At 59.7% G+C, this 20,741-nt stretch carries 22 protein-coding genes and 3 pseudogenes; 8 read left to right on the plus strand and 17 right to left on the minus strand.

The genetic code is table 11. The features are described 5' to 3' along the window. Positions 1 to 98: 98 nt before the first annotated feature. The 3 genes from hemB to H8F22_RS30265 form a co-directional block, all read right to left on the minus strand. Positions 99 to 1,073, minus strand: coding sequence for a porphobilinogen synthase (gene hemB / locus H8F22_RS30255; RefSeq protein WP_027925423.1), 975 nt, complete (start codon positions 1,071 to 1,073; stop codon positions 99 to 101). Positions 1,074 to 1,305: 232 nt separating this feature from the next. Continuing rightward, positions 1,306 to 2,148: a PhzF family phenazine biosynthesis protein gene (locus H8F22_RS30260; protein ID WP_027925424.1), complete on the minus strand. Its 843-nt coding sequence runs from the start codon at positions 2,146 to 2,148 to the stop codon at positions 1,306 to 1,308. Between the two features lie 24 nt (positions 2,149 to 2,172). Further along, the gene (locus H8F22_RS30265; RefSeq protein ID WP_027925425.1) at positions 2,173 to 2,871 is read right to left on the minus strand and encodes a glutathione S-transferase family protein; all 699 of its coding nucleotides are present in this window, start codon (positions 2,869 to 2,871) and stop codon (positions 2,173 to 2,175) included. A 373-nt stretch (positions 2,872 to 3,244) separates the two neighbouring features. Here H8F22_RS30265 and H8F22_RS30270 point away from each other — a divergent pair, with 373 nt between their 5' ends. Both H8F22_RS30270 and H8F22_RS30275 read left to right on the plus strand, forming a co-directional pair. Further along, on the plus strand, positions 3,245 to 3,916 hold the full coding sequence (locus H8F22_RS30270; RefSeq protein ID WP_371258960.1) for a histidine phosphatase family protein: 672 nt from the start codon (positions 3,245 to 3,247) through the stop codon (positions 3,914 to 3,916). Positions 3,917 to 4,007: 91 nt separating this feature from the next. Next, positions 4,008 to 5,063: a permease gene (locus H8F22_RS30275; protein WP_027925428.1), complete on the plus strand. Its 1,056-nt coding sequence runs from the start codon at positions 4,008 to 4,010 to the stop codon at positions 5,061 to 5,063. A gap of 125 nt (positions 5,064 to 5,188) precedes the next feature. Here the strand turns inward: H8F22_RS30275 and mnmH are convergent, their stop codons facing one another. The 5 genes from mnmH to H8F22_RS30300 form a co-directional block, all read right to left on the minus strand. After that, on the minus strand, positions 5,189 to 6,292 hold the full coding sequence (mnmH, locus tag H8F22_RS30280) for a tRNA 2-selenouridine(34) synthase MnmH (RefSeq protein ID WP_194941049.1): 1,104 nt from the start codon (positions 6,290 to 6,292) through the stop codon (positions 5,189 to 5,191). Further along, entirely contained in the window at positions 6,292 to 7,326 is a 1,035-nt protein-coding gene (gene selD, locus H8F22_RS30285) for a selenide, water dikinase SelD (protein WP_027925430.1), read from the minus strand. The genes mnmH and selD overlap by 1 nt, the downstream gene beginning before the upstream one ends. A 210-nt stretch (positions 7,327 to 7,536) precedes the next feature. Continuing rightward, a complete protein-coding gene (locus H8F22_RS30290; protein ID WP_194941050.1) occupies positions 7,537 to 8,493 on the minus strand; it encodes a quinone oxidoreductase family protein in 957 nt (318 codons plus the stop codon). 28 nt (positions 8,494 to 8,521) lie between these two features. After that, positions 8,522 to 8,695: a DUF1427 family protein gene (locus H8F22_RS30295; protein WP_081744004.1), complete on the minus strand. Its 174-nt coding sequence runs from the start codon at positions 8,693 to 8,695 to the stop codon at positions 8,522 to 8,524. 107 nt (positions 8,696 to 8,802) lie between these two features. Beyond that, the gene (locus H8F22_RS30300) at positions 8,803 to 9,582 is read right to left on the minus strand and encodes an AraC family transcriptional regulator (protein WP_194941051.1); all 780 of its coding nucleotides are present in this window, start codon (positions 9,580 to 9,582) and stop codon (positions 8,803 to 8,805) included. A gap of 146 nt (positions 9,583 to 9,728) precedes the next feature. Here H8F22_RS30300 and H8F22_RS30305 point away from each other — a divergent pair, with 146 nt between their 5' ends. Continuing rightward, positions 9,729 to 9,956: a DUF6555 family protein gene (locus H8F22_RS30305; protein WP_027925433.1), complete on the plus strand. Its 228-nt coding sequence runs from the start codon at positions 9,729 to 9,731 to the stop codon at positions 9,954 to 9,956. 171 nt (positions 9,957 to 10,127) lie between these two features. Here the strand turns inward: H8F22_RS30305 and H8F22_RS30310 are convergent, their stop codons facing one another. From H8F22_RS30310 to H8F22_RS30320, 3 genes are all read right to left on the minus strand, one after another. Beyond that, on the minus strand, positions 10,128 to 10,295 hold the full coding sequence (locus H8F22_RS30310; RefSeq protein WP_081744005.1) for a metallothionein: 168 nt from the start codon (positions 10,293 to 10,295) through the stop codon (positions 10,128 to 10,130). Positions 10,296 to 10,367: 72 nt separating this feature from the next. Further along, complete coding sequence (locus H8F22_RS30315; RefSeq protein WP_194941052.1) at positions 10,368 to 10,823, minus strand: DMT family transporter; 456 nt, start codon at positions 10,821 to 10,823, stop codon at positions 10,368 to 10,370. Beyond that, positions 10,823 to 11,308 carry a DMT family transporter gene (locus tag H8F22_RS30320; protein WP_027925436.1) on the minus strand — a complete coding sequence of 162 codons (486 nt, stop codon included), beginning with the start codon at positions 11,306 to 11,308 and terminating at the stop codon, positions 10,823 to 10,825. Before H8F22_RS30320 ends, H8F22_RS30315 begins: the two co-directional genes overlap by 1 nt. Before the next feature lie 112 nt (positions 11,309 to 11,420). Between H8F22_RS30320 and H8F22_RS30325 the strand changes: the two genes are divergently transcribed. After that, complete coding sequence (locus H8F22_RS30325) at positions 11,421 to 12,356, plus strand: LysR family transcriptional regulator (RefSeq protein ID WP_194941053.1); 936 nt, start codon at positions 11,421 to 11,423, stop codon at positions 12,354 to 12,356. A 24-nt stretch (positions 12,357 to 12,380) separates the two neighbouring features. Here H8F22_RS30325 and H8F22_RS30330 read toward each other — a convergent pair whose 3' ends face one another. The 3 genes from H8F22_RS30330 to H8F22_RS30340 form a co-directional block, all read right to left on the minus strand. Further along, positions 12,381 to 12,740: a hypothetical protein gene (locus H8F22_RS30330; protein ID WP_228759015.1), complete on the minus strand. Its 360-nt coding sequence runs from the start codon at positions 12,738 to 12,740 to the stop codon at positions 12,381 to 12,383. Positions 12,741 to 12,834: 94 nt separating this feature from the next. Continuing rightward, the gene (locus H8F22_RS30335; protein WP_027925439.1) at positions 12,835 to 13,530 is read right to left on the minus strand and encodes a hypothetical protein; all 696 of its coding nucleotides are present in this window, start codon (positions 13,528 to 13,530) and stop codon (positions 12,835 to 12,837) included. Next, entirely contained in the window at positions 13,530 to 14,036 is a 507-nt protein-coding gene (locus H8F22_RS30340; protein WP_081744006.1) for a PAAR domain-containing protein, read from the minus strand. Before H8F22_RS30340 ends, H8F22_RS30335 begins: the two co-directional genes overlap by 1 nt. Positions 14,037 to 14,427: 391 nt before the next feature. On the opposite strand from H8F22_RS30340, the gene H8F22_RS30345 reads away from it, so the two are divergent. Next, positions 14,428 to 14,664, plus strand: coding sequence for a DUF3077 domain-containing protein (locus H8F22_RS30345; RefSeq protein WP_081744007.1), 237 nt, complete (start codon positions 14,428 to 14,430; stop codon positions 14,662 to 14,664). Between the two features lie 56 nt (positions 14,665 to 14,720). Continuing rightward, positions 14,721 to 14,978: a short-chain dehydrogenase gene (locus H8F22_RS30350; RefSeq protein ID WP_228759016.1), complete on the plus strand. Its 258-nt coding sequence runs from the start codon at positions 14,721 to 14,723 to the stop codon at positions 14,976 to 14,978. 107 nt (positions 14,979 to 15,085) lie between these two features. On the opposite strand, the gene H8F22_RS33225 is transcribed toward H8F22_RS30350, so the two are convergent. From H8F22_RS33225 to H8F22_RS30360, 3 genes and pseudogenes are all read right to left on the minus strand, one after another. Then, positions 15,086 to 15,907: a methyl-accepting chemotaxis protein gene (locus H8F22_RS33225; RefSeq protein ID WP_371258961.1), complete on the minus strand. Its 822-nt coding sequence runs from the start codon at positions 15,905 to 15,907 to the stop codon at positions 15,086 to 15,088. Between the two features lie 36 nt (positions 15,908 to 15,943). Next, positions 15,944 to 16,768: pseudogene (locus H8F22_RS33230) on the minus strand (cache domain-containing protein); the annotation flags it as partial. Between the two features lie 195 nt (positions 16,769 to 16,963). Further along, positions 16,964 to 18,280, minus strand: coding sequence for a Na+/H+ antiporter family protein (locus H8F22_RS30360; protein ID WP_172825985.1), 1,317 nt, complete (start codon positions 18,278 to 18,280; stop codon positions 16,964 to 16,966). 464 nt (positions 18,281 to 18,744) lie between these two features. Here H8F22_RS30360 and H8F22_RS33235 point away from each other — a divergent pair. Both H8F22_RS33235 and H8F22_RS33240 read left to right on the plus strand, forming a co-directional pair. Further along, a pseudogene (locus H8F22_RS33235) lies at positions 18,745 to 19,815 on the plus strand (HAMP domain-containing protein); the annotation flags it as partial. 336 nt (positions 19,816 to 20,151) lie between these two features. Next, positions 20,152 to 20,673 (plus strand): annotated as a pseudogene (locus tag H8F22_RS33240) (methyl-accepting chemotaxis protein); the annotation flags it as partial. Between the last annotated feature and the right edge of the window lie 68 nt (positions 20,674 to 20,741).

Here is a 20,741-nt window from a genome sequence, read left to right on the forward strand (position 1 = left end):
CGAGCTTGCTCGCGATGGCGTTAGCACATTCAAAAGTGATGTGACTGACCGTCCGCTATCGCGAGCAAGCTCGCTCCCACAGGGTTATGTGGCGGGGTTTAGATCCCGGCCAGGGCCAGGTCCATTGCGAAGTAGGTGAAGATCAGATCCGCGCCCGCCCGCTTGATCGCTCCCAGGCTTTCACGCACCACACGGTCCTCATCAATCGCCCCCGCTTGCGCGGCGAATTTGATCATCGCGTACTCGCCGCTGACCTGATACGCCGACAGCGGCAAACGCGATACTTCGCGGATGTCGCGGATGATGTCGAGGTAGGCGCCGGCCGGCTTGACCATCAGTGCATCCGCGCCTTCCTGTTCGTCCATCAGCGATTCGCGCACTGCTTCGCGGCGGTTCATCGGGTTCATCTGATAGCTTTTGCGGTCGCCCTTGAGCGCGCTACCGCCGGCTTCACGGAACGGGCCGTAGAGCGCCGAGGCAAACTTGGTCGAATAGGCCATGATCGCCGTCTGGCTGAAACCGGCGGCGTCCAGCGCCCGGCGAATCGCCTGGACCTGCCCGTCCATGGCCGCCGACGGGGCAATCACATCGGCACCGGCCCGAGCAGCGGCGACAGCTTGCTTGCCAAGGTTGATCAGGGTCTGGTCGTTATCGACCTCGTGGTTGTGCATCACGCCACAATGGCCGTGGTCGGTGTATTCGCAGAAGCAGGTGTCGGACATCACGATCATTTCCGGCACGGCATCCTTGGCGATCCGCGACATGCGCGACACCAGCCCGTTATCGCTCCAGGTATCGCTGCCGCTGCTGTCCAGATGATGCGACACGCCGAAGGTCATGACCGACTTGATGCCGGCGCGGGCGTAGCGCTCGATTTCGCCGGCCAGTTTCGACTCCGGAATGCGCATGACGCCGGGCATGCTGTTGATCGGCACGAAGTCGTCGATTTCTTCCTCGACGAAAATCGGCAGCACCAGGTCGTTCAGGCTGAACTCGGTTTCCTGGAACAGGCTGCGCAGGCTCGCATTGCGGCGCAGACGGCGTGGACGTGCTTCGGGGAACTGGCTGGACATGGGCATTCCTGAAAAACAGAGGATGAGACTAACGTCGTAGGGGGTGAAGCTTATGCCCTGCAAGGCACAAGGCACAAACCTCAGGTGCAGAACAAACCCTTACCGGCTCGGCAATAATCCCCCGGATCGACACAGCCCCCTGTAGGAGTGAGCCTGCTCGCGATAGCGATAGCACATGCACCGTCAGTGTGACTGACACACCGCTATCGCGAGCAGGTTCACTCCGACAGGTTTAGAGCTTCAGGGTGCCGGAAATACAGGTCACCACCGCTCCACCAATCCAGATTTCATCACCGACCTGATCCACCTGAATGCGCCCCGCCCGTCCCATCGTCAGGCCCTGGCTGACCACATAGGAGGCTGGCGCCAGCCCCTCGGCAAGCAACCACTGCGCAATCCCGGCATTCAAACTGCCGGTCGCCGGGTCTTCCGGCATGCCGTCGCCGGAGATGAAGGCCCGTACTTCGAATTGCGCTTCATCCCCATCACGCTCGGGATTCCACGGTGCAATCACACCGACCGCCAGGCCCAACATTTGCGAGTGATCCGGTTGCAGCTCCAGCACCTGCTGGCGGTCCGCGACCATCACCGCCAGCCAGCCAGCGCCGTTATCCACCCACTGCGCCCGGACAATCACCCCGACCTCCAGACCGAGCCCGCGTCGCACGCGCTCCACCAGTTCGGCGTCCACCGGCCCGGCGTTGATCAGGGGTGGCGCGAGAAAGGCCAGCTCCGCGCCTTGTCGACGGACCCGCACCAGCCCGACGCCGCACTCCTGAATGATCTCCTCGCCCTTGGGCACGCCACCAGCCTCAAGCCAGGCATGGCAAGTGCCCAGGGTCGGATGACCGGCGAAGGGCAACTCATTCAGGGTGGTAAAGATCCGCACGCGATAGTCGGCCCGCGGATCGCGCGGCTCCAGCACAAACGTGGTTTCACTGAGGTTGGTCCAGGTCGCGAACGCCGCCATGCGTTCATCACTGAGTGCGTCGGCCCCCAACACCACCGCCAACGGATTGCCCTTGAGGGCGACGCGGCTGAAGACATCTACTTGCTTGAAATCGAATGTACGCATGATCTTCCTTGTTCGTGAGGCACTCTACTTAGGGATTTCCAGCCCACGGATCACCGCCGGCCGCGAGAGAAAGCGTTCCAGCACGCGCGTGACGTTCTTGAAATCCTTGATGCCCACCAGGTCGCCGGCCTCATAGAAACCGATCAGGTTGCGCACCCACGGGAACGTCGCGATATCGGCGATGGTGTAGCGTTCACCCATGATCCAGTCGCGCCCTTCAAGGCGTCCATCCAAAACTTTTAACAAACGTTTACTTTCCTCGACGTAACGGTCGCGGGGGCGTTTGTCCTCGTAGTCCTTGCCGGCAAACTTGTTGAAGAAACCTACCTGGCCGAACATCGGCCCGATGCCGCCCATCTGGAACATCAACCATTGAATCGTCTCGTAACGCGCGGCCGATTCCTGCGCCAGCAGTTGCCCGCTCTTGTCGGCGAGGTAAATCAGAATCGCCCCGGACTCGAACAATGGCAGGGGTTTGTCCTCGGGACCATGCGGGTCGAGGATCGCCGGGATCTTGTTGTTGGGGCTCAACGACAAAAACTCGGGGGACATCTGATCCTGGGTGTCGAAGCCCACCCGATGCGGCTCGTAGGGCAGTCCGATTTCTTCGAGCATGATCGAGACCTTGACGCCGTTGGGGGTCGGCAAGGAGTACAGCTGGATCCAGTCGGGGTATTGAGCCGGCCATTTTCGGGTAATCGGGAACGCAGACAGATCGGTCATCGGTAGCCTCCATCGCCAAATAAAGCGTTGAGCATAATCCAGGATTGGCGCCCGCAGGTTGCGATCTTTTCGCGTTATCGAAACCGCTGATGATGACGATCAAAAGATGTCAGCCTTTGCCAACGCGTCTACGTGTAGGGTGTCCATAATTTCGCAACATCTTGTCGATAACCTTGACTGCACCCTGTTCAAGGTTATCGATAAAGTGCCGCGCACCCGCCGGTATCGAACCAAACAGGCTCAGAGGACTCTGAGCAATGCCCTTTCGAACACGGACCGGCCCAACGACATGGAAAACACCCGAAGCTGGGAGCTGGCGGTGTAAAGGTTTGTCAGCCTTAACTGAATGCGCTGAAGATCCCTTATTCACATGATGAACCTGTCCAGATTCGCTAAACGCTTCAAACACCGTGCGTATATTTTCCTGCCGACGCTGCTGGCGGCGAGCGCATTGTTTTTGTCGCTGGAGTCCAGCGAAAGCCGCGCCCAGCCGGCGGACGGCACCCAGACCCTGGTGTTCCTGCGTCACGCAGAAAAACCCGCTGGAGGTCTGGGCCAGCTCAATTGCCAGGGCCTCAACCGCGCCATCGACCTGGCCACCTTGTTGCCGGAAAAATTCGGCAAGGCCAACTATGTGTTTGCCGCCAACCCGACGCGCAATGTCGAGGAAGGCGAACTGGACAATTCCTACAGCTACATCCGCCCCCTGATGACCATCAGCCCCAGCGCGATCAAGCTCGGCTTGCCGGTGAACATCGAGTTCTCGGCCAACGACACCAGCGATCTGGCGGACGAATTGCTTCACGACAAGTACCACAACGCCATCATCTACACCGCCTGGTCCCACGGCTACCTGCCCGAGTTGATCAACAAGGTCGCTGGAGAGGCGGTCGGCAAGAAACAGAACATCACCGAGGACTGGGAGTCCAGTGACTACGATTCGGTGTACGTACTGACCCTGACCTGGCACAACGGCAAGGCCAGCCTCGTCAGCCACAGTTACAAACAAGGGCTGGATAACGGCTCGCAGACGTGTCCGACCTAAGCGGTCGGCAACTTCCCACACGCAGTGAAGACCACGGCAGACAAGTGGCGGGCTATCATGTACCCAACTCCCCTTTGCCTGGACTCTCTTCATGTCACTTTCTTCCGCAGCTGTCCCCGCCCGGGGTTGGTCGTTCTGGTGGAAACCCGCCCTGTTCGTTCTGGTCGCCTGCATTGGCCTCTATTACGTCAAGTGGTCGCCCTACTACCTGAAAGCCTTCATCGCCGCTGACAACCACAGCATCGGCGCCTCCATCCTCAACGACGAACAAACCGCCCCGCTGGCCGCTGCCCTGACGTATGCCAAGGTGTATTTCCTGGCGATCTGGAAAGCCGCCGTACTGGCGGTGATTCTGGGCTCCCTGCTGCAAGTGTTGATTCCACGGGACTGGCTGCTGCGCCTGTTCGGACGCGCCAGCTTCGCGTCGACCTTGCGCGGCGGCCTGTTCGCCCTGCCGGGGATGATGTGCTCGTGCTGCGCCGCGCCAGTGGCCGCGAGCATGCGTCGCTCAAACGTCTCGGTCGGCGCGGCGCTGGCCTTCTGGATCGGCAACCCGGTGCTCAACCCGGCAACCCTGGTGTTCATGGGGTTCGTGCTGGGTTGGGGGTTCACAGCGTTGCGCCTGGTCGCGGGGATTGTGCTGGTGTTCGGGGTGTCGATGGTCGCTCAGCGCATCAGCGGTCCGGAAACACTGCCTGAAGCGGCTGTCGAGGCGGTCGCCGAAGTCAGTGAAAAGGACACGCAACCGTTCCTGACGCGCTGGGGTAAAACCCTGTGGCAATTGTTCTGGAGCACCATTCCGATCTACATCCTGGCGGTCATGGTGCTGGGCGCGGTGCGGGTCTGGGTGTTTCCGCATATTGACGGGGCCATGGCCAACGGCCTGCTCTGGCTGGTGCCGCTGGCGATCATCGGCACGTTGTTTGTGATTCCCACCGCCGCGGAAATCCCGATCGTACAAACCATGATGACCCTGGGCATGGGCACCGCTCCAGCCGTGGCGTTGCTGATGACACTGCCGAGCATCAGCCTGCCGTCGCTGCTGATGCTGCGCAAGGATTTCGATGCGCGGGTACTGGTGAGTGTGGCGCTGATGACCATGGGGGTCGGGGTGGTTAGCGGGTTGATCGGGGCTGCTTTGCTCTAAGATCTTTGGTGCCTGAAAGGGCCCTATCGCGAGCAAGCTCGCTCCCACATTTTGACCGTGTTTGATAAACATCTCGGTCTAATGTGGGAGCGAGCTTGCTCGCGATGGGGCCGGCCAAAACGACCTTAATGTTGCGGGTTCACCCGCTCCCGCAGGTACTCAAGAACCGCCGCCTTCTCTCCCGCAAACTCAATCCGCACGCCTTTCTTCTCCCGCTGAAACGCATACATCGGGTCGTAATATTCACGCAGCAACCCTTCGATCCAGCCCCGGTGCAGGTCCACCGCGCCGCTTCGGCCCTGCTCCGCCAAGGCCTCTTCCATCAACACCAACATCCGCCGATGGCGTTCGCCACCCAGGCGTTTCTGCACGTTGTTGAGACTTTCCAGCAAGCGCTCGGAAAACCGCGCAAACCCCTCATCGCCATGCACACCAATGAATTCGGCACACAGGTCCACCACGTAGTCGCGCAAAATCCGCTCGACGCGCCCTTCAAGGCTGTCTTCCAGCCAGACCATCGGAAACTGCTGCATGCCCTGATACAGCGGCAACGGCAAAGCGCAACTGCCGACCGCCCGGCTCTCGTCTTCCAGCACAAACTGCTCGATGCCATGGGCGCGCTTTTTCAGCACATCCACCGCCAGACGGTTCTCGAAATCAATGTTGGATGGCTGCCCGGTCGCGCGCTTGCCGAAGCTGGAGCCGCGATGGTTGGCGTGGCCTTCAAGGTCCAGTCCATTGCTCAACTGCGTCAGCACCTCAGTCTTGCCGGTGCCGGTCATGCCGCCCAGCAAGACGAAATCGCATTGGGCAACGGCCTGATCGAGGGTGTCGAGCAAGAAGGTGCGCATCGCCTTGTAGCCGCCATCGACCCGTGGATAGTCAATGCCGGCCTCGTCCTTGAGCCACTGCTGGACGATCTGCGAGCGCAAACCGCCGCGAAAACAATACAGATACCCCTCGGGGTGCGCCCGGGCGAAATCGGCCCAGGCCTGGATGCGCTCAGCCTTGATCTCGCCGGACACCAGTTGATGCCCCAACGTGATGGCCGCCTGCTGCCCGTGTTGCTTGTAGCAAGTGCCGATGCGTTGGCGCTCGTTGTCATTCATCAGCGGCAGGTTGACCACGCCGGGGAATGAACCCTTGATGAACTCCACCGGCGCGCGCGCATCCATCATCGGCCGGTCGTTAAGAAAGATCTCGCGGTAATCGGTGAAGTCGATCGACATCAAAACACCTCAACCGCGTGTGTCTGTCGCTCAACCAGTTCGCCTATCGGTTCCAGGTTCAGCCCCAGTTCGGCCGCCACCGCGAGGAACCGTTCATTGCCTTCGGGCGTGACCGCAATCAGCAGGCCACCGCTGGTCTGCGGATCGCACAGCACGCGTTTGTGCAGTTCCTGGAGTCGTCCCAGTTTGCTGGCGTAACTGTCGAAATTGCGCAGTGTCCCGCCCGGCACGCAGCCTTGCTCGAGGTAATACTCGACACCGGGCAGACGCGGCACGCGGTTGTATTCAATGCGGGCGGTCAGTTGGCTGCCGTCGGCCATTTCCACCAGGTGCCCCAGCAGACCAAACCCGGTGACGTCAGTCATCGCGGTCACGCCGTCGAGCTTGCCGAAACGGCTGCCGGGTTTGTTCAGGGTGCACATCCAGTCGCGGGCCAGACCGATGTCGGCGGTGCGCAACTTGCCCTTCTTCTCGGCGGTGGTAAGGATGCCGATGCCCAGCGGCTTGGTCAGGTAGAGCAGGCAGCCGGCGGTGGCCGTGTCATTGCGCTTCATGTGGCGCTTTTCCACCAGCCCGGTCACAGCCAGGCCAAAGATCGGCTCCGGTGCATCGATGGAGTGCCCACCAGCCAGCGGAATCCCGGCCTCGTCGCAGACCGAGCGGCCGCCGCGAATCACTTCCCGGGCAATCTCCGGCGCCAGCACATTCACCGGCCAGCCGAGGATCGCAATCGCCATCAGCGGATCGCCGCCCATGGCGTAGATGTCGCTGATGGCATTGGTGGCGGCGATGCGGCCGAAGTCGAACGGGTCGTCGACGATGGGCATGAAGAAATCCGTGGTCGAGACGACCCCGCGTTCTTCATCAATGGCGTACACCGCCGCGTCATCGCGCGACGCATTGCCGACCCAGAGTTTGGGGTCGAGGTTCTGCGCCCCGCTGCCGGCCAGAATCACTTCCAGAACCTGGGGCGAGATTTTGCAACCGCATCCTGCGCCGTGGCTGTATTGGGTCAGACGAATCGGCTCGCTCATGGGGTGCACCTTGTGGGATCAATGCGGCCGATTCTAGCAGAGCATGGCCGGAGCAAGGCGCGAGCATCGCAGGTACTGATAGACAGCCATCGCGAACAGGCTCACTCCTGCATTTGATCTTCAGTGAACACAAATCCAGTGTTCGACACAGATCCGTTGTAGGAATGAGCCTGCTCGCGAAGAGGCCGGCGCAACCCGCATCAGTGCCGGTTATGGCAACAGAATCACCTTGTCACCGCTGCCCTGATTCACTTCCGCATACCGCTCCAGCCCTTCCGCCAGCGGTGATTCAAACAAACCCTCGGGCAACGGCAACAAATCCTGATCAAAGAACTTACCGAATTGATCAAGCATTGCCGCGCACGCCTGAACCCCATACAGCAACGAGTTGATCCCCACCACCGAACCGCCCTTGCGATACAGCGCCAGGGCCGGCAGTTGCACCATGCCGTCCACCGGCGCGGCGATGATGGCGATGCGGCCGAAGGTTGCCAGGGCCGCAACCGAGGCCGGCAGCCAGAACCCGGTGGTGTCGAAAATCACGTCGGCGCCGCCGCGATACACGGCGTTCACCTGGGCGCCCAAGTCCTCCGGCTTATCCAGTTGCAGCGTCTGATAACCCTGAGCCTGCAATTCCTTGACCTGCTCCGGTCGCCGCGCCGCCGCCAGCACCTGGGCGCCGCGTACCTTGGCCAGCGCCAACGCCGCGCTGCCCACCGCACCGCCACCGATCACTAACAAGCGCGTTTGCGCCGTCACCAGGCTGCGCTCCAACGCATCCCACGCCGTGGTGTAGGGCACGCCGAGGCTGGCGGCCTGGGCAAAACTCAGGTGGGTCGGTTTGAGCGCCACGCCGTTGGCCGGCAGCTTGACGAATTGCGCATGGGAGCCGTCGGCAAAGAACCCCAGTTCACGCCCGGTGCCCCAGACTGCCTGGCCGATCAGCGCCTGCGGGCCTTCAACCACGACACCGGCAAAATCCCGACCGGGAATCCGTGGCAGCGTGGTGTAGGGGAAACGTCCCAGCACGTTCTTCACGTCGCTGGGGTTGAGGCCGGCGGCCTTGATCTGCACCAGTACTTCATCGGCGCCGGGAACGGGCGTCGGCACGTCAACGTAGCGCAAGGCCGAGAGGTCGCCGGTTTTGTCGAACTGCAATGCTTTCATGAGCGTTTCCATGGAGTAAATGAACGGTTCAGGAGATCCAGCCAGCGACCAGTTGCCGGCCCATGGGCCACAACTTTTCACCGGCCAGCATGCCGAGCAGCCCGACCAGCGCGATGGCCGGTGGTGCGGGGGAACGAAAGTCCAGCGCGCCGTAGAGCAAACCGACGCCCAGACCGATGACCAGCGAGATGAGGTAGCTCATGGCGGACTCCGGGGGCAATGAAGACAGGCCCAAAGTCTAGTGCGAGGTGACAGCGGGCACCGGCCAAGTGCTTCTGAATTTCGGCCAAAGCACCCATATCCCAGCTGCTACAAGGTTTGGATATGGCTGGAAAATTGTGAAGGCGCGATGCCCAGTTCCCGGCGGAACATGTCGCTGAAGCTGCTCGGTGAATAGCCCAGCTCGCGGGCAATTGCGCTGACCGACACGCCCTGAATCAGCTCGGCCACCGCCGTCGCCAGTTGCACCTGTCGTCGCCATTCGGCGAAGCCCATGCCCAGCCCCTCCTTGAACAACCGCGCCAGGGTGCGCACGCTGGCACCGGCGTTTTCAGCGTGTTGTTCGAACGGGATGTCCAGCGAAGGCGCGACCATGACCGCCTGACAGAGGTTCATCAGGCGCCGGTCGGAATCATCCGGCAACGGGATTTTCAACAGAGAGCGCCTGGCTCGTCTAAGCTCCAACAGCGCCAGGCCGACCAGTGCTTCGTAATACTCGGGCGCACCATCGTTACCCTGTTCGACCAAGCCGACGATCAATTCACGCAGCAAGCCGCCGACTTCGATGACCTGGACCGTGTTGTCCAGCGTGGCGGCCAGGGACGGCCGCAGGTAGATGTTGCGCATCTGCAAGTCCGACACCACACGAATCCCGTGAGGCATGCCCGGCGGTAGCCATACCGCCCGCTGCGGCGGCACCACCAGCGCCTCATGGGGCGTTTCAACCCACATTACCCCGCTCATCGCATACAGCAATTGGCCCCAGACATGCTCGTGCGGCTCGATATACAGGCCGCGCGGATAAGTGCGCGCCAGCGGTTGCACGGGCACATCGGTGTCACTCAGGTCAGGGGGCGCAGCAAGGGCCATGGGGCAGCAATCATTGAGGTTTTCAGGTCTTGCATGGTAACCAGCCCGAGGCCTTGTCGCCACTGGCTGCCACCGTCTGACAATAAGACTGAATTTTCCGTAACCCCAATGATCCTTCTATTACCACAGGGAGGAATACGGGCTTTATGAACAACGCAAAACTATTCGTCATTGAATACACCCTTCATGGCGTCCCCAAGTCATTCATCATCCGCCTGGACAAGATGGACAACGCGGAAGCTTGGCATTGGGCAAGCTGCGACGCCGGAGTGGGCAGGATCCCGCGATTCGGCCGAGAGAAGGTGCAAAAGACCAGCAAACCGATGGCGGAGAAATTCGGGGTCGAGAATGTGAAGTGGCGGCCGGCGAGTTAATGAAGTGGGGGCCCGATCACGCGACTGGAACCTTGTGGGAGTGAGCTTGCTCGCGATGGCGTCGGCACTTTCAACAGGTAAGTGACTGACAGTCCGCTATCGCGAGCAAGCTCGCTCCCACATTGATTCGGGTTGATCGGCCTTCCCGATCAGGCTCCACTTTTTTATGCACTACTTCTCGTGAGCACACTTGCAGCCCTTGCTGGAGCATTCTTCGCCGTGCTCATGGTGCTTGGCGCAGGCCTCGCAGCAATAGTGCTTACCGTGGCGCGCTATCGGATGCTCGCCCAGCTTGCACGAGCATTTGGGACAATCGCAGATACTGTCACTGCTGATCATGAGTCAGACTCCATTGGTGTGGTCGTCGGGATGCCGCAGACGCGGCCCGTCTAACCAGTGTAGGAGTTTGTGTCAGGCCTGCCGGGTGCTGCTGCGATACATGAACACCAGCGCCAGCCCCAGGCACACCATTGCCACGATCCGGCTGTTCGACAAATCGATGGCCGGATTGCCCAGCCAGCCGAAATTGTCGATCAGCATGCCCATGCCCAGTTGCCCGACGATCACCGCCACGGTCGCCACCGCTGTGCCGACCCTGGGCACCGCGCCGACCATGACCATCATGTACACCACGCCGAACAGCGCGCCACTGAGCTGCCATTTCGGCACGTCCAGCAAACTCAAGGCCTGCGCCGGTTCGAAAAACAGGATCAGCAGACCGGTGACCACCGCGCCCACCACGAAGGTCAGCAAACTGCTGCGCAACACGCCCACCGTTTCGCCCAGACGGCCATTGATCGCCGCCTGCACACTCAGCACCGCACCCGCCGCGACGATCACGGCCAACAAAATAATCAGATTCATCATTAACCCCGAGCGATCAAAACAAGTGCCACGACAATCAGCAGCAACGCCAGCCAGCGTTCACCGTTGACCTTTTTGCGGCTCGTGCCGAACCAGCCGAAGTGATCGATCAGTACGCTTTTGCCGACCTGCCCGCAGAGAATCGCGATCATGGTCATCGCAATGCCGATGTGCGGCGTGGCCAGGGTCAGCACCACCACATAAATCGGCCCGAGAAAGCCGCCGATCAATTGCCAGCGCGGCAAAGTGTTCAACGCCGGGCCTTGTTGCGGGCCGCTGAACAACAGCAGCAAAAACAGAATCGCCGAGCCGACCCCGAAGATGCTCAACGTCGCCCATAAATGCCCAACCTGGACCCCGAGCGGCCCGAGTAACCCCGCCTCCACGGAAAGGCCCATGCCCGCGAGGATCACCAACGGCAACAGCAATAGCCGCAGCCCTGGTTTGGTCGCGGGTGTGACCGCGGTGTCGATTGAAGACGCTTGCATAAAGGAAACCTGCCTGTAGAAACAATGGCCGGCATTATCCGGTGGCAGAGCTTTGCGATAAATGGGAGCATTCTGACAACACTTTTGCGTAATCCGCACAGCAGGATGAACCATGCACGGTCTCAACGAACTCGGGTTCAAGGCGCTTCGGCTGTTTGTCGCTGTGCTCGACCACGGCAGTTTTTCAGAAGTGGCACGGCGCGAGGGTCTGGCGCCCTCTTCGATTTCCCGGCAGATCCAGCTAATGGAACAGGCCCTGAGCCAGCAATTGCTCTACCGCCACACTCGCGCCGTCACGCCCACCGAAGCCGGGCGCATGCTCGGTCATCATGCGCGGCGGGTGCTGGTGCAACTGGAAGAAGCCGAACAAGCCTTGCAGGAACAGCAAAGTGAACCCAGCGGACTGGTGCGGATCAACGCCCCCGTGGTGTTCGGCCAACGACACCTGACGCCGTGGCTGGGGCAATTGTGCGAGCGCTATCCGAAGCTGCAGCTGGATATCCAGCAAACCGACCATTACATCGACCCGCTGCAAGAAGGCGCCGACCTGCTGTTTCGCATCGGCCCGCTGCACGACTCCAGCATGCAGGCACGGATCCTCGCGCCGCACCGCTTTCAAGTCGCCGCCAGCCCGGCCTACCTCGAACGCCACGGCACGCCGCAACGCCCTGAAGACCTCGCGGCGCATCAATGCCTGGCTTACAAAGGCGCGACCGGCCTGCAACGCTGGTTTTTCCGCAAGGATCAGCAGGACTGGGCGCCCTACTCGGTCAAAGGGCCGATCACCGGCAACCACGCCGACACCTTGGTGCAAGCGGCTGAGCAAGGGTTGGGGCTGGTGATGTTTCCGTCATGGCTGATTGGTGAAGCAGTGCGCGAAGGCACGCTGGTGCCGGTGCTGGGGGAATTTCAGGTCTCCAACAGCCTGGAGCCGCAACAGATTGCGGTGCTGTGGCCGGGCAGCCGACGATTGTCGGTGAAGGTGCGGACGGTGATTGATTTCTTTGTCGAGTGCTTTGGGGTGGTGCCGTATTGGGACAGGCCGTAGCGACCTGCCCTGCAAGGGATGCAATTACTCCGGCATGGAACGAATGATATCGGCCAAATCATCTTTGGTGATTTCATTGGCCTTTATGGCCGCGGCGACATCTTCCTTGGATAGAGGAAAACGCTTAAACATTTTCTTTAAAGCATCCGCATCAACATTGGACATCCAAAGAGGCGCAACAAAGTTCCCCTTGTACTCGGGCTTCATCGGGACATCTTCATGTGCAATCACGCCCTTATGATTAAAGTAGACAATGTAGCGATCATGCCCTTCAGGGAAGCTTTTGTCGTAGTAAAGAGTTACACCGGTCGGTAACACATAGTAGTTTTCATCGCCTTCAGGACCTTCAATGAGCATTGGCTCTTTAGTTTTGATCATTTTCATACTTTGAGACCTCGATGAATCATTAAAAAAAACACACACCAAAAAGATCACACCAAGTAGCAATATTGCAATTAACCAAAGGCCCGTTTTTTTACTAATAGACATTTTTCTTGTCATAGCGCGCCTCCGTATTCCCCTCTAGCATTGCTTGAACGTCCATGGGCATAAAAATGCCGTCCGCCGTCCTCGACTGAGTTTTGGATGCTATTTTCTTCTCCCATGAAAGCCCTCTCAAATCCATATACTTGGAAGGTTCAGATACGATTTTCTTACCTGTTACTTTTGCCCCTTCCAGTGAAACTGTCGTGCAATTGTTAGTCGTTGGTAGATAGGAGCCGGGTAGCAAATACCGCACGTAGTTATCAGTTGTTTTTTTGATCTTTATTTTTGTTGACAGCAACTGATCATAATGAGCAATTACGGCTTCTGCTTTGGAGTTCTCCAAAAAATAGACGAAACCTGTAGTTGTCCGACCAAGGCTCTTCTCTGAAGCCACATAAGCCTTGAAATTGGACCATACGTTTAAAATGGCCTCGCCTTCACTATCGAAAGGCCCCCAGACGTCTCCGTACCGGCCAAAATCATAGGTGATATTTTTGTTACTCACCACAACATGAATTGCCGCATGTCCGAAGGGTTGATCAACTCCATTATGTGTATATGGACCACCGATCAGAATCTCCATATAAGCGCCAGACACTACCAAGGTATTTGTTTTTGTGGTTTTACCTGAGGCTCCCGTGTTTTTCGCAGCCTGCTTTGTACCAGATGTCTTCGTAGGCTGAACCATTAAAGATGTTCCGTATCTTCAAGTTTTGGAAATTTAATGCTGCAACTTCCGCGAGGAACATTTGCAACATGCACAAACCCTTCACCATCAAGAACACCAGTGACCACGACACCATCAGAAAGTGTCAACACATACTCTTCATGGGGAATCGGCTCTTCTTTTTCATTGAGCAGTTGAAACTCAACAAAGGTTCTTTCTTTCAGAAACTCAGAGAAAAAACTACTGGTACTACTGGAGCCAGCGTTACCAACAAATGTATCGGGGGAGCCGGCTGTGATTGTGGCCCCGCATGCCGTTTTCGACCCAACATGTGCCACTTCTTTCCCAAGGCCAAAAACGTGGGGAGCACCCGTTGTTATGGGATTGCTGCCGTGTATGGGGCATGAGTAGGTGTCGCCTACCAAGGCGATAGGTAGGGAATTGACAAAAATAGGGCTTGATCCGGTGGTAATTGCTCCGCCGTGACTGCCTGGATCTCCAAGTCTCGCTACTGGCTTTCCTGCCATGAATTCTCTCCTTTGAACATCGAGAAGCGCGAATAGTACATGATCCTGATCCAGTATTTCGCGCCGCTATCGGTTCCGGAAAATACCGACAAGCAAAGCGGCTGTTTCCGACCTACCTCCGGTTGACTGCCCTGGCCCCACTCCCTATCCTCGCACCTGTCACGACTCATTCGTGATCGGGTTTGACGGCCTGACATTCTTACGACGCGCATAGCCTTCCTTTGCTCGAGCACCTCTGTGCCCGCTCATTGCATATGGCGACTGTGCGTGGGGCACTTTCGGGTGCGCCGGGTTCGTGAGACCGGTCCGTCAACCCGCGCACAGTTGCCACCCTAATTCGTTTGACGGCGTTTTCGTGGCAGCTCTTCTGAACTTTCACGGAGCTTCACCTATGACGAATCCAACTACAAAATTTACCCCTTTCGCCCCCTGCGATCACGTCGACCACCACCTGTTCGCCGTTCAACCCGGCATCCCGCTACTCGACGCCCTTGAACACGCTTCGGTCTATCTCAGTTGCGCAGAAGCTCTCGCCCATCAAGCCCCTACCGCCACACGGCCGGAACATGGCGCTTCGCTACGCTGGGCCAGCCAGCAAATGCTCGGCACCGCACGCTCATTGGTTTAAGCCTCCATCGACGGCATGCACGCGGCAAAATCAGAAGGTGATGCATGAACCCGCATATGCCGATGACCAACAACGAGAGTGATGTTCCGGTTTTACTTGTTTCCACTCAGGCACCGCTGGATGTCTTGCACAGCAATGCCGCCTCACGATTTCTGACTGTGACGCAGATGATGGAAAGCTTGGCGAGTCTGGACATAACCCGGGCCAAAGGGGCTGATGTGCAGCAATTGGCGAAGGCTGCGGCGATGTTGTTGCGCGATGGTTGTGATGTGATGGATGCCTTGGGACGACAGATTCGGGCTGCGGTGGTTTAACCTCGTGGGAGCGAGCGTGCTCGCGATGAGGGCGGCACATCCAACATTGATGTTGGCTGACACTCCGCTATCGCGAGCAAGCTCCCTCCCACAGGTTATATGTGGTGTCAGATACGGAACTGGCCGACCAGTTTGCCCAGGCGCTGGCCGAGGTCTGCCAGGCTGCGTGAAGTCTGCGCGCCGAGCTGGGTTTCATCCGCCACGTTGTCCACGGCCACCGCAATCTGATGCACGCTGCGGTTGATCTCTTCGGCCACCGCCGTCTGCTCTTCCGCAGCGCTGGCGATCTGCGCGTTCATCGAGTTGATGGTGCCGATCAACTGCGCCATGGTGTCCAGCGAGGCGCCCGCCTCGTTGGCCTGGGCGGACGTGCCGTCACCGGCTTCGCTGGAACGGCGCATGGCTTCCACCGCCGATTGGGTGCCAGCCTGCAAGCGGTCGATCATGCTCTGGATTTCCTGGGTGCTGATCTGCGTACGACTGGCCAGCGCCCGCACTTCATCAGCCACCACCGCAAAACCACGGCCGGCTTCACCGGCGCGCGCTGCTTCGATGGCAGCGTTGAGTGCCAACAGGTTGGTCTGATCGGCAATCGAACGGATCACCCCAAGGACGCTGACAATCGACGACACGTCTTTTTGCAGGCTGTCCAGGGACACGCCGCTGCTGCGGATGTCGTCCACCAGTGCATGAATCTTGACGATGCTGCCCGCCACCACGCGCTTGGCCGCCTGACCTTCTTCGTCGGTCTGCTGCGCCGCCACTGCCGCGTTTTGTGCACTTTTCGCCACTTCCTGCGCCGCCGCCGACATTTCGTTGATCGCCGTGGCGACCTGATCGGTCTCGTGACGCTGACGCTCCATGGCCTGGTCCGAGCGCTGGGCCTGATCGGACACCTGATTCACCAGCCCGGTCAGTTGCGTGGTCATTTCGGTGATCTGGCGCACCAGGCTGTGGATCTTGTCAACAAAGCGGTTGAACGAGCCGGCCAGTTCACCGAGTTCGTCCTGGCTGGTGATGGTCAGGCGACGGGTCAGGTCACCCTCGCCTGCCGCGATGTCATCGAGGTTGGCTTTCATCATGTTCAGCGGGCGCAGGATGGTGTTGGCCAGTAGCAGGCCGACGGCCGCGATCACCAACAGCACCACCACGGCAATCCCGACGATGCTCAGCAGCACGCCTTCCATGCGCTCCTGAACCTTGGCTTCCACCAGCGCGACTTGCGCTTCGATGCCGTCAAGGTTGACCGACGTACCCACCGCCATGTCCCACTTCGACAGGTATTCGGTGTAGCCCAGTTTAGGCACCAGCACTTGGGTGTTGCCGGGCAGTGGCGAGCTGTATTGCAGGTAGTGCGTCCCGTCCTTGGCAACTTTCACCAGGTCGCGGTTGACGTAGACACCGTTCGGATCGCGGTTGTCCTTGAAGCTCTGGCCCACGCCTTCGGGGCTGTTGGCCTTGAACAGGCGAACCGTATTGGAGTCGTAGCCGAAGAAGTAGCCTTCCTTGCCGTAGGTGATACTCGACAGCAACTTGATCACCTGCGCCCGCGCGGCGTCATCGCCGGGGGCGGCGGCGTCGTAGAGCGGCTTGATGGTGGTCATGGCCACGGCCACGTAGCTTTGCAGGGTGGCCTTGGCGTCGTTGAGCAGGCGCTGGCGCGTTTCCTCGACTTCCTTGTGCGCCTGTTCCTGAAGCACGAACAGTGTGGTCAGGCTGATAACCAGGGCAAAGAGCAACACCGGGAGAACGGCAAGGGACAGGACTTTAGCCTTCAGGCTCATGCGCATGACGGTTCACTCTTTTGGTTTTGTTGGCGTGGTTAAAAGCTTTAACGGCACGCCGGGCCAAAAGTTGAGCTACCGGGGCAATGAGGTCCCTGGTAGGAGTGAGCCTGCTCGCGATGACGGCAGCACATCCAACATCTATGTGACAGACATACCGCTATCGCGAGCAGGCTCACTCCTACAGTTGATCGGTGGTGTTTACAAAACCATCGCCGCCACCCAACCAAACGCCAGCAGCGGCAGGTTGTAGTGCAGGAACGTCGGGACCACGGTGTCCCAGATGTGGTGGTGCTGGCCGTCGATGTTCAAGCCCGAGGTCGGGCCCAGCGTCGAGTCCGAGGCTGGCGAGCCGGCATCACCCAAGGCGCCGGCCGTGCCAACGATGCAGACGATGGCCAGCGGGCTGAACCCCAGCTGCACACACAACGGCACGAAAATCGCTGCCAGGATCGGCACGGTGGAGAACGACGAACCGATGCCCATGGTCACCAGCAAGCCCACCAGCAACATCAGCAACGCGCCGATGCCCTTGCTGTGGTTGATCCACGAGGCCGAAGATTCCACCAGCGTCTGCACCTGGCCGGTGGCTTTCATCACTTCGGCAAAGCCTGACGCGGCGATCATGATGAAGCCGATCATCGCCATCATCTTCATGCCTTCGGTGAATAAATCGTCGGTTTCACGCCACTTAACAATGCCGGAGACCGAGAAGATCAGGAACCCGGCCAGGGCGCCGATGATCATCGAGTCCAGCAGTAACTGGATAATGAAGGCCGCCACGATGGCCACGCCGGCCACCATCAGGCTCAGCGGGTTGTACTGCACTGCGACCTGTTCGACTTGCTCGATTTTTGCCAGGTCGTAGACACGTTTCTTGCGGTAGCTGAAAAACGCCACTGCCAGGCCGAACACCATGCCCAGCGCCGGGATGCCCATGGCGTGGGTGACGTTGATGCCGCTAATGTCCACACCGCTGCGGGCGACGTTGGCCAGCAGAATCTCGTTGAGGAAGATGTTGCCGAACCCCACCGGCAGGAACATGTACGGGGTGATCAAACCAAAGGTCATCACGCAGGCAATCAACCGGCGATCCAGTTGCAGCTTGGTCAGCACGTATAAAAGCGGCGGCACCAGCAGCGGGATAAAGGCGATATGTATCGGCAGAATGTTCTGCGAAGCGATGGCCACCACCCACAGCAAACCAATCAGCAGCCACTTGACCTGCCCGCCGCCGCTGGCGTGCTGCCGATCGACCATCGCCAGGGCCTTGTCCGCCAGGGCATGGGCCATGCCGGACTTGGCAATCGCCACGGCGAACGCGCCGAGCAAGGCATAGGACAACGCCACCGTCGCCCCGCCGCCGAGGCCGCTGTTGAAGGCCTTGAGCGTGGCGTCGATGCCCAGGCCACCGGTCAGGCCACCCACCAGCGCACCGACAATCAGCGCGATCACTACGTGCACACGGGACAGGCTGAGGATCAGCATGATGCCGACCGCGGCGATTACAGCATTAATCATCGTTACCTCAAGGCAAGCGAAATGAGCTCAGCCGGCAGTCTGCGAAGAGCCGCCAGCGGATTAAGTAATGGGTTTTATTAGAGGGCGCGCACTGTGCCGCAGCACCGGCGCCTTGTCAAAGTGAACACCATCCCCGTAGCAAATTTTGTTTCGTGTCTTATTTGAGCGCATGGATAAAGAAAGCCGGATCACGGCCGTTACAGTGCAAAGTCTCAGATATTTATCGAATAAAGGACGTCTCCATGTCACTCAGACAACTTTCCATCCAATGGAAAATCACCCTGCTGGCCGGGCTTTGCCTGGCCGGCATCGTGACCCTGCTGGTGGGTCTTTCGCTGTACCGCATGGAGCACAGCTCCGCGATGGTGAAAGCCTCAAGCATGGAGATGCTCAACGAAGCCGCCCAGGCGCGGATCGAATCCCAGGGTGAAAACCAGGCGCTGCTGATTCGTCAGCAGTTCATGGACGCCTATCAATATGGCCATGGATTCTCGCGTCAGGTGTTGTTCCTGCGCGATCAGGCCGAAAAGCGCTTTCTCGACGCCTTCGACCTGCGTGAAGACCTGACCCGCCAGGTCAAGTCGGCGCTGCAAGCCAACCCCGAGCTGCTCGGCCTGTCGCTGGTGTTCGAAGCCAACGCACTGGACGGCAAGGACGAACTGTTCACCGGCCAGGCGGAGCTCGGCAGCAACGACAAGGGCCGTTTCGCCCTGTACTGGTCCCAGCCGACGCCGGGCAAAGTGAAATCCATGGCGCTGCCGGAAAGTGACATGGCCGACACCAGCACCGGCCCCAGCGGCGAACCGGCCAACGCCTGGTTCACCTGCCCGCGCACCTCGCTCAAGCCGTGCGTGATCGAACCGTACTTCTACGTGATCGACGGCCAGAACGTGCTGATGACCAGCATCGTGTTTCCGCTGATGGTCAACGGTAAAGTGATCGCTTCGCTGTCGGTGGACATCAACCTCAACAGCCTGCAGGCCATGAGTCAGAGCGCGAGCAAAAAGCTCTATGACGGCCAGACCAACGTCAGCATCCTCAGCCCGGTCGGTTTGCTCGCCGGCTACAGTGCCGACGCCAGCAAACTCAGCCAGCGCCTGGACACCGTGGACAAGGCCAACGGCGCCGAGCTGATCCGCATGCTCGCCAGCAGCAGCAAAACCGAAAGCCTGCACAACGATCACCAGTTGAAAGTGCTGGCGCCGTTCCAGCCGATTCCCGGCGGCAAATCCTGGGGCGTGCTGCTCGACGTGCCGGAAAAAGTCCTGGTCGGCCCGGCCGAGATCCTGAAAAAACAACTCGACGACAGCAACACCACCGGTACCCTGGTCGAGCTCAGCCTCGGCGTGCTGGCCGCGTTGATCGGCCTGTTGCTGGTGTGGCTGATGGCCCGCAGCGTGACCAAACCGATCCTCGGCGTGGCCCACATGCTGGAAGACATCGCCAGCGGCGAAGGCGACCTGACCCGGCGCCTGGCCTATGACAAAAAGGACGAACTGGGCCAGTTGGCCGGCTGGTTCAACCGCTTCCTCGACAAGCTGCAACCGATCATCGCCGAGGTCAAACGCTCGGTGCAGGACGCGCGCAGCACGGCGGACCAGTCGTCCGCCATCGCCACCCAGACCAGCGCCGGCATGGAGCAGCAATACCGTCAGGTCGATCAGGTCGCCACCGCGTCCCACGAAATGAGCGCCACCGCCCAGGACGTTGCCCGCAGCGCCGCCCAAGCCGCACAGGCAGCCAAGGACGCGGATCAGGCGACTCGCCGCGGTTTGACCGTGATCGACCAGACCACCACCAGCATCGACCACCTCGCCGCCGACATGAGCGCGGCCATGGTGCAAGTCGAAGGGCTGGCGGCAAACAGCGAGAAGATCGGTTCGGTGCTGGAAGTGATTCGCGCGATTGCCGAACAAACCAACCTGTTGGCCCTCAACGCCGCCATCGAAGCCGCCCGTGCGGGTGAGGCTGGACGCGGTTTTGCCGTGGTCGCCGATGAAGTGCGCAACCTGGCACGCCGCACTCAGGAGTCGGTCGAGGAAACCCGCCTGGTGATCGAGCAATTGCAGAGCGGCACCCAGGACGTTGTCGGTTCGATGAACAACAGCCATCGTCAGGCTCAGGGCAGTGTCGAGCAAGTCAGCCAGGCCGTGACTGCGTTGCGTCAGATCGGCGATGCGGTGACGGTGATCAGCGACATGAACCTGCAGATTGCTTCAGCGGCGGAAGAACAGAGTGCCGTGGCGGAAGAGATCAACAACAACGTGGCAACGATTCGCGACGTGACGGAGTCGCTGTCGGGGCAGGCCAATGAGTCGGCGCGGGTGAGCCAGTCGCTGAACAGCCTGGCGAATCAGCAGCAGAGTCTGATGGACCAGTTCCGGGTTTAACGCAGTTATTTCATCCGCAGAAGATCAAAATGTGGGAGCGGGCTTGCCCGCGATGAGGCCATAACATC

It is taken from the genome of Pseudomonas mucoides (assembly GCF_015461845.1).
In the GTDB taxonomy this organism is placed as follows: domain Bacteria; phylum Pseudomonadota; class Gammaproteobacteria; order Pseudomonadales; family Pseudomonadaceae; genus Aquipseudomonas; species Aquipseudomonas mucoides.

Excerpts from the sequence above, each read along its gene's own strand:
- hemB (WP_027925423.1), bottom strand. The coding sequence starts at position 1,073 with ATGTCCAGCCAGTTCCCCGAAGCACGTCCACGCCGTCTGCGCCGCAAT.
- H8F22_RS30260 (WP_027925424.1), bottom strand. The coding sequence starts at position 2,148 with ATGCGTACATTCGATTTCAAGCAAGTAGATGTCTTCAGCCGCGTCGCC.
- H8F22_RS30265 (WP_027925425.1), bottom strand. The coding sequence starts at position 2,871 with ATGACCGATCTGTCTGCGTTCCCGATTACCCGAAAATGGCCGGCTCAA.
- H8F22_RS30270 (WP_371258960.1), top strand. The coding sequence starts at position 3,245 with ATGAACCTGTCCAGATTCGCTAAACGCTTCAAACACCGTGCGTATATT.
- H8F22_RS30275 (WP_027925428.1), top strand. The coding sequence starts at position 4,008 with ATGTCACTTTCTTCCGCAGCTGTCCCCGCCCGGGGTTGGTCGTTCTGG.
- mnmH (WP_194941049.1), bottom strand. The coding sequence starts at position 6,292 with ATGTCGATCGACTTCACCGATTACCGCGAGATCTTTCTTAACGACCGG.
- selD (WP_027925430.1), bottom strand. The coding sequence starts at position 7,326 with ATGAGCGAGCCGATTCGTCTGACCCAATACAGCCACGGCGCAGGATGC.
- H8F22_RS30290 (WP_194941050.1), bottom strand. The coding sequence starts at position 8,493 with ATGAAAGCATTGCAGTTCGACAAAACCGGCGACCTCTCGGCCTTGCGC.
- H8F22_RS30295 (WP_081744004.1), bottom strand. The coding sequence starts at position 8,695 with ATGAGCTACCTCATCTCGCTGGTCATCGGTCTGGGCGTCGGTTTGCTC.
- H8F22_RS30300 (WP_194941051.1), bottom strand. The coding sequence starts at position 9,582 with ATGGCCCTTGCTGCGCCCCCTGACCTGAGTGACACCGATGTGCCCGTG.
- H8F22_RS30305 (WP_027925433.1), top strand. The coding sequence starts at position 9,729 with ATGAACAACGCAAAACTATTCGTCATTGAATACACCCTTCATGGCGTC.
- H8F22_RS30310 (WP_081744005.1), bottom strand. The coding sequence starts at position 10,295 with ATGATCAGCAGTGACAGTATCTGCGATTGTCCCAAATGCTCGTGCAAG.
- H8F22_RS30315 (WP_194941052.1), bottom strand. The coding sequence starts at position 10,823 with ATGATGAATCTGATTATTTTGTTGGCCGTGATCGTCGCGGCGGGTGCG.
- H8F22_RS30320 (WP_027925436.1), bottom strand. The coding sequence starts at position 11,308 with ATGCAAGCGTCTTCAATCGACACCGCGGTCACACCCGCGACCAAACCA.
- H8F22_RS30325 (WP_194941053.1), top strand. The coding sequence starts at position 11,421 with ATGCACGGTCTCAACGAACTCGGGTTCAAGGCGCTTCGGCTGTTTGTC.
- H8F22_RS30330 (WP_228759015.1), bottom strand. The coding sequence starts at position 12,740 with ATGAAAATGATCAAAACTAAAGAGCCAATGCTCATTGAAGGTCCTGAA.
- H8F22_RS30335 (WP_027925439.1), bottom strand. The coding sequence starts at position 13,530 with ATGGTTCAGCCTACGAAGACATCTGGTACAAAGCAGGCTGCGAAAAAC.
- H8F22_RS30340 (WP_081744006.1), bottom strand. The coding sequence starts at position 14,036 with ATGGCAGGAAAGCCAGTAGCGAGACTTGGAGATCCAGGCAGTCACGGC.
- H8F22_RS30345 (WP_081744007.1), top strand. The coding sequence starts at position 14,428 with ATGACGAATCCAACTACAAAATTTACCCCTTTCGCCCCCTGCGATCAC.
- H8F22_RS30350 (WP_228759016.1), top strand. The coding sequence starts at position 14,721 with ATGCCGATGACCAACAACGAGAGTGATGTTCCGGTTTTACTTGTTTCC.
- H8F22_RS33225 (WP_371258961.1), bottom strand. The coding sequence starts at position 15,907 with ATGACCACGCAACTGACCGGGCTGGTGAATCAGGTGTCCGATCAGGCC.